Below are 7,227 nucleotides of genomic sequence, written 5' to 3' on the forward strand. Positions count from 1 at the left end.
TCCGATCGCCCGCAGCTCCCCGCGGGGAGCCGCATCGAGCCTGGCGTCTCGGGGCTGGCGGAGCTGACCGAGATGGGGCGCGGCATCGCCGACGACGTGAAGGACATCACCAGCCAGCTGCGCGAGCTGCTCATCGCCCTCAACCAAGGCGGCGGGCTCCTGTCGGACATGATCAAGAATCCCGAGTTCGGCCGCGACAGCCTGCAGGGGATCCAGCAGACCCTCGATTCGGTGCGGCGCACCGCCGAGAAGCTGGAGAAGGGGGAAGGTCTCGCCGGGGCCCTCATCTCCGATCGCGAGTACGCGCGCCGCCAGCTCACCTCGATCCAGGAGTCCCTCGATCGCCTGAAGAACGTCCTGGCGCGCGTGGAGCAGGGGGAGGGGGCGATCGGACAGCTCATGGTTCCCGGCGGCAAGGGGGACGTGCTTCTCGAGAACCTGCTGGCGGCCAGCGCCGACCTCAAGAGCGTGACCGACCGGGTCAACGCCGGCACCGGCCTCGCCGGCCGGCTCCTGTCGGACGACGAGTCGGCGCGTCGCATCCTCTCGAACATGGAAAAGACGACGAAGAACATCGAGTCGATCACGCGCAAGATCGACACGGGTCAGGGCACCCTGGGAGCGATCATCAACGATGACGAGGTCTACCGCGGGCTGCGCGACGTGATCGCCGGGATACAGAAGAGCCGGATCGGCAAGGGCATGATCCATCATTATCAGAAGAAAGGCGCTGAAACGCGCGAAGGCGAAGAAAACCCGGAAGAGGAGGCCCCGCCTCCCTCCGATAACCCCTGAGGAGTCGGACGTGGCATTGAAGGAGAAGATCGAATCGCTCCAGGCCCGCGTTGGCGTCATCGGCCTGGGGTACGTCGGATTGCCGCTGGCCTGCGAGTTCGTGCGGGCCGGCTTCGCGGTCACCGGGGTCGACAGCGACCCCGCCAAGGTGAAGGGAATCGGCGAGGGGCGATCGCACGTGCAGGACATCGCCTCGGCCACTCTGAAGGAGGTCGTCGGCCCGCGCGGCCTGACGGCGACGACCGACGTGGCGGCCCTCAAGGATTGCGACGCGGTAATCATCTGCGTCCCCACGCCCCTGCGCAAGACGCGCGATCCCGACATCTCCTACATCGTCTCGGCGGTGGACGGCATCGTCAAGGCCCTGCACCGGGACATGCTCGTCATCTTGGAGAGCACTACGTATCCGGGAACCACGGAAGAGGTCATCCGGCCGCGGCTCGAATCGGCTGGACTGCAGGCGGGGCGGGATTTCTATCTGGCCTTTTCGCCGGAGCGGGTCGATCCGGGCAACCCGCGGTTCAACACGCGCAACACGCCGAAGATCGTCGGCGGCGTCACTCCAGCGTGCTCCGAAATGGCGGCGGCCCTGTACCGCAAGGCGGTCGACACTGTGATCCCGGTGTCCTCGACCCAGTGCGCCGAGATGATCAAACTGCTGGAGAACACCTTCCGCAGCGTGAACATCGGGCTGGTGAACGAGATTGCCTTGATGTGCGACCGTCTCCAGCTGGATGTCTGGGAGGTCATCGACGCCGCCGCGACCAAGCCTTTCGGCTTCATGCCCTTCTACCCGGGGCCCGGGCTGGGGGGGCACTGCATTCCGATCGATCCGCACTACCTGTCGTGGAAGCTCAAGACGCTGAACTACTATGCGAAGTTCATCGAGCTGGCGAGCGAGATCAACGGCAACATGCCGCACTACGTGGTCACCAAGATCGTCGATGCCCTGAACGCCCACAAGAAGTCGGTCAACGGCTCGCGCATCCTGATCCTGGGGGTCGCCTACAAGAAGGACATCTCCGACGTGCGGGAATCACCGGCGCTGGACGTGGTCAAGCTGCTGCAGGACCGCGGCGCGCAGGTCCTTTACAGCGATCCGCACGCGCCGGAGATCCATCTGGACCAGGGCGTGCTGCGCGCCGTCCCGCTGACCGACGAGCTGCTTTCCGGGTGCGACTGCACGGTCATCGTGACCAACCACTCGGCATTCGACTACGGCCGGATCGCCGACAAGGCCAAGATCCTGGTCGACACCCGCAACGCCACCCGGGGCATCGCTGCGCCGGAGGGCCGGATCGTCAAGATCTAAGGAGGTATCGGCTTGGGAGCGATTCTGGTCACCGGAGGCGCGGGGTTCATTGGATCTCACCTCTGTGAGCGTCTGATCCGCGGCGGCCGGGAGGTAGTCTGCCTGGACGTCTTCGACAGCTTCTATTCGAAGACCGTCAAGCTGCGCAACATCGCCAGTCTCAAGGATGTGGAGAGCTTCCACCTCTACGAAGGGGACATCCGCGATCCCGCCGTGCTGGAGGACCTCTTCGGGCACCACGGAGTCGAGGCGGTCGTACACCTGGCGGCGCGCGCCGGAGTGCGGCCCTCCCTCGAGATGCCGCGGCTCTACACCGACGTCAACGTGACCGGCACCGCCACCTTGATGGAGCACGCCCGCATCTACAAGGTGAAGCGCTTCGTGTTCGGCTCGTCCTCCTCGGTCTATGGCAACAACGACCAGGCGCCGTTCTCCGAAAAGGTCCCGGCCGACTTCCCGGTGTCGCCCTACGCCGCCACCAAGCGGGCCGGCGAGCTGCTGGCCTACACTTACCACCATCTCTACGGCATGGATGTCGCGTGCCTGCGTTTCTTCACCGTCTACGGCCCGCGGCAGCGGCCGGAGATGGCGATTCACAAGTTCACCCGTCTCATCGACCAGGGGGAGCCGGTTCCCCTGTTCGGAGACGGCTCCTCCTCGCGGGACTACACCTACGTCGAGGACATCGTCTCGGGGATTGTCGCGGCGCTGGAGCACAGCCGTGGCTTCCAGGTGTTCAATCTGGGACGCTCCGAAGTGGTGAGCTTGCGCGCGCTGATCGGCCACCTCGAAGCCGCGCTGGGAAAGACCGCCAAGATCGTGACCCAGCGCGATCAGCCGGGCGACGTGCAAGTGACCTGCGCCGATCTCGAACACTCCCGCTCCGTGCTCGGGTACGCGCCTCAAGTCGGGATCCAGGAAGGGATCCGGCGGTTCGTGGAATGGTATCGGGCCCAAAAGCAGGCCTGAGGTCCGCCGGAGCGGAATACGGGAGAGCGTCATGAAGATCGCGGTGGTTGGAACCGGATACGTGGGGCTGGTCACGGGGACCTGCTTCGCAGAGTTCGGCGTCAGCGTGACCTGTGTGGACGTGGACAAGGCAAAGATCGATATGCTGCAGGACGGCCAGGTGCCGATCTTCGAGCCCGGCCTGGGGGAAATGGTGCGCCGCAACCTGTCCGTGGGAAGGCTCAGCTTCTCCATAGACCTCAAGGCGGCCGTGGAGCCTTCCGACGTGGTGTTCATCGCGGTGGGCACGCCGCCGGGGGAGGACGGATCGGCCGACCTGAGCCATGTCCGCGAGGTGGCGCGCGGCATCGCGCGCGCCATGAACGGCTACAAGGTGGTGGTCACCAAGAGCACTGTCCCGATGGGGACGGGGGCGATGATCCGGGAGATCATCCAGAAGGAGCAACCGCGTCCGATCGAGTTCTCGGTGGCTTCCAACCCCGAGTTCCTGCGCGAGGGCTCGGCCATCGAGGACTTCATGCGCCCGAACCGCGTGGTGATCGGGGCCGACGACGCGCGGGCGGTGGAGGTCCTGAAGGAGCTCTACAACCCCCTCTATCTCATCGAGGCGCCGTTCCTGATCACCAACGTGGTCAGCGCCGAGATGATCAAATACGCCAGCAACGCCTTCCTGGCGACCAAGATCTCCTTCATCAACGAGATTGCGCTGCTGTGCGAGAAGGTGGGTGCCGACGTGCACCAGGTCGCCAAGGGAATGGGACTGGATCATCGCATCGGCCGGTTGTTCCTGCACCCCGGCCCGGGCTATGGGGGCTCCTGCTTCCCGAAGGACACCCTCGCGGTGCTCAAAGTAGGACACGATCATGCCCTCGAGATGCGGGTCATCGCCGCGGCCGTGGCGGTGAACGAATCGCAGATCGGGCGCATGGCGGAGAAGATCAAGCAGGCGACGGGCGGGCTCAAGGACAAGAAGATTGGGGTGCTGGGGCTGTCCTTCAAGCCCAACACCAACGACACCCGGGAGTCTCCGGCCCTGCGCATCATCGAGGTCCTGCAGCAGGAGGGAGCGGCCGTCCGGGCCTTCGATCCGGTGGCCATGCCGGAGGCGCAGCGGGTGCTCCAGGACGTGCAGTATGGCGTGGACGAATACGACACCGCCACGGGCTGCGACTCGCTGGTCCTGGCGACGGAGTGGAACCAGTTCCGAAACCTCGATCTGCCGAAGCTGAAGCAGGTGATGCGCAGCCCGGTCCTGATCGATTTGCGCAACGTCTATGAGCCGGGGGACCTGCAGCGCCAGGGGTTCCGCTATACGGCGGTCGGGCGCTGAAAGAGGAGATGTCATGGCAAGCTACCTGGTGACCGGGGGGGCCGGCTTCATCGGCTCGCACTTGGTGGAGACGCTCCTGCAGCGCGGCGAGTCGGTCCGCGTCCTGGACGACTTCAGCACCGGCAAGGCCGACAACCTGGCTCCTTTCTCTGGTCGCTTCGAGATGCTCGAAGGCCGGATCGACGACCCCTCCCTGGCCGAGCGGGCGGTGCGTGACATCGATTTTGTCCTGCACCAGGCGGCTCTCGGCTCCGTGCCGCGCTCCGTCGAGGATCCCGCCGAGTCACACGCCGCGAACCTCACCGGGACCCTGGTGCTGCTGGATGCTTCGCGCAAGGCCAAGATCCGCCGCTTCGTTTACGCTTCCTCCTCCTCGGTCTACGGCGATACGCCCGAGCTCCCCAAGACCGAATCGATGGTCCCCGCACCTCTCTCTCCTTACGCGGTGACCAAGCTGGGAGGGGAGTACTACTGCCGTGTCTTCCACGGAATCTATGGGCTCCAGACCGTGGCGCTGCGCTATTTCAACGTCTTTGGCCCGAGGCAGCGTCCCGACTCCCAGTACGCCGCGGTCATCCCGCGGTTCATCGCAGCCCTGAAGGGGGGCGAATCGCCCGTGCTCTACGGCGATGGACGCCAGTCACGCGATTTCACCTACGTGGAGAATGTCGTGCAGGCGAACCTGGCGGCCTGCAGCGCCCCGGCGCGCGCCGCCGGCGAGGCCTTCAACATCGCGTGCGGCGAGTGCTACTCGCTGCTCGACCTGCTGCGCGAGCTGCAGACGCTGTCGGGAATGAGCCAGCCGCCGCGCTTCGAGCCTTCGCGAAAGGGGGACGTGCGCGACTCCCTGGCCGACATCCGCAAGGCCGAGGATTTCCTGGCCTACGGCCCCCGGATCTCCTTCCGCGAGGGGCTCGCGCGTACGCTGCTCGCCTCGGGTCTGACGGGGACCGCATGAGGCTGTCGGTCGTCATTCCGGTGTACAACGAGGAGAAGACGGTGGAGGCCATCCTGGGCCGGGTGGCGAGCGCCCCGGGAGTCTACGAGATCGTGGTGGTGGACGATGCTTCCACCGATGGCACCCCGGCGGCCCTCGCCCGAGTGAGCGATCCGCGGATCCGGGTCACCCGCCACGCCGTCAACCGTGGCAAGGGCGCGGCGCTGCGCACCGCCTTTGGCCTGGTGAGCGGCGATGTCGTGGTGGTGCAGGACGCCGATCTGGAGTACGACCCCAAGGACTATCCGCGGCTGCTTGAGCCGATCGAGGCGGGCCTGGCGGACGTGGTGTATGGCTCGCGTTTCACCGGCGAGACGCACCGTGTGCTCTATTACTGGCATTACGTGGGGAACCGCTTTCTCACCACGCTCTCCAACATGTTCACGAACCTGAACCTGACCGACATGGAGACCTGCTACAAGGCCTTCCGGACGGACGTCCTGCGAGCGCTCGATCTGAAGTCGGAGCGCTTCGGCATCGAGCCGGAGATCACCTCCAAGATCGCGCGTCACGGATGCCGCGTCTACGAGACCTCGATCTCCTACCATGGCAGGAACTACGCCGAGGGAAAGAAGATCACCTGGCGCGATGGCTTCGCCGCCATCGGCGCCATCCTGCGCTTCGGATTCTTCGAGTAGCGGGGATTGAGCGCCGCGTGGACAAAGGTGTGCGCTCGAACTTATGGGTCATGCTGCTCGCCGGAGGCCGGGGCGAGAGATTGTGGCCGCTCTCCCGGGCAGAGGTTCCCAAGCCATTCCTCAGGATGTCAGGCGGGAAATCGCTCCTGCGCGACACGCTCGACCGGGCCTTGTCGGTGGCGCCTCCGGATCGCATTCGCATCCTCGCCGGAGATGATCTCTCCGGTTTGATCCGGAAGGATCTCGGAAAGACCTGGGGGCGCCGGATCCTGCGCGAGCCGGCGTCGAGGAACACCGGGCCCGCCTGCCTGCTGGCCGCTTCCTGGCTTTCGAGCCGCGATTCCCAATCCACGATGCTCGTGCTGCCGTCGGACCATCGGATCGATGGGATCGCGGCGTTCCGGCGCGACGTGGCGCGGGCCAGGGCTCTGGCAGAGGGCGGTCATCTGATCACGTTCGCCATTCCTCCGACAGGTCCGTCGGCTGACTTCGGATATCTCGTCCCGGGAGAACCCATCCGCGGAGACGGACGGAAAGTATCGAGGTTCATCGAGAAGCCGCCCCAGGGCAGGGCGCGTCTGCTGCTGCGCCGCGGGGCGCTATGGAACTCCGGGATTTTCTGCTGGAAGACCGCTTCCTTTCTCGACGAGGCGTCGCGGGCCCAGCAGACTTATCGCCGCTGGCTGGAAAACGCTGGCGGCGCACGGCACTTTGCCCGCCTTCCTGCGCTGCCAGTGGATCGCTCGGTACTGGAGCGCTCGCGGCGAGTGGCGATGGTCCGCGCCCGCTTCACCTGGTCGGATGTCGGCTCCTGGGAGCGCCTGTCTGCCGGCGCCCGGAAGGACCGTCAGGGAAACCTTCTGCACGGCGAAGTCGTGGCCATCCAATCGAGCAGGAACCTGGTGTACCGGGAGGAGGGACGATGCGTTCTTTGGGGAGTCGACGATCTGGCGCTCCTCGAGGCCGGAGGAACCTTGCTGATCTGTCCGCGAAATCGACTCTCCTCCTTGCGACAGCTCCTCCGCACGCTGCGGCGCAAGGGAGGCCATCATGGCTTCTAGGGCCAGCTCTGCCTACCTGAGGCACGAAGAGCCCTATCGTCCCGTGGGTGCCCGACCCGAAGGTTGGGTCGTTCCGGCGGTCATCGAAATCGGCATCTATGCGCTGGCCGCGGCCGCGCCGCTCG

7 protein-coding genes are annotated in these 7,227 nt (G+C 65.6%); all 7 read left to right on the top strand.

The features are described 5' to 3' along the window. Window positions 1-795 (top strand): hypothetical protein (locus VFW45_07330; GenBank protein ID HEU5180587.1); only part of this gene is annotated, 795 nt, incomplete at its 5' end. Window positions 796-805: 10 nt separating this feature from the next. Next, window positions 806-2,107 carry a nucleotide sugar dehydrogenase gene (locus tag VFW45_07335; protein ID HEU5180588.1) on the top strand — a complete coding sequence of 434 codons (1,302 nt, stop codon included), beginning with the start codon at window positions 806-808 and terminating at the stop codon, window positions 2,105-2,107. Window positions 2,108-2,119: 12 nt separating this feature from the next. Then, window positions 2,120-3,076: a GDP-mannose 4,6-dehydratase gene (locus VFW45_07340; GenBank protein ID HEU5180589.1), complete on the top strand. Its 957-nt coding sequence runs from the start codon at window positions 2,120-2,122 to the stop codon at window positions 3,074-3,076. 31 nt (window positions 3,077-3,107) lie between these two features. Further along, a complete protein-coding gene (locus VFW45_07345; protein ID HEU5180590.1) occupies window positions 3,108-4,406 on the top strand; it encodes a UDP-glucose/GDP-mannose dehydrogenase family protein in 1,299 nt (432 codons plus the stop codon). Between the two features lie 13 nt (window positions 4,407-4,419). Next, on the top strand, window positions 4,420-5,364 hold the full coding sequence (locus VFW45_07350) for an SDR family oxidoreductase (protein HEU5180591.1): 945 nt from the start codon (window positions 4,420-4,422) through the stop codon (window positions 5,362-5,364). Next, window positions 5,361-6,041: a glycosyltransferase family 2 protein gene (locus VFW45_07355; protein HEU5180592.1), complete on the top strand. Its 681-nt coding sequence runs from the start codon at window positions 5,361-5,363 to the stop codon at window positions 6,039-6,041. Before VFW45_07350 ends, VFW45_07355 begins: the two co-directional genes overlap by 4 nt. Window positions 6,042-6,058: 17 nt before the next feature. Further along, entirely contained in the window at window positions 6,059-7,102 is a 1,044-nt protein-coding gene (locus VFW45_07360) for a sugar phosphate nucleotidyltransferase (GenBank protein HEU5180593.1), read from the top strand. The last annotated feature ends 125 nt before the right edge of the window (window positions 7,103-7,227 follow it).

The organism is Candidatus Polarisedimenticolia bacterium, assembly GCA_035764505.1.
Lineage (GTDB): Bacteria > Acidobacteriota > Polarisedimenticolia > Gp22-AA2 > AA152 > AA152.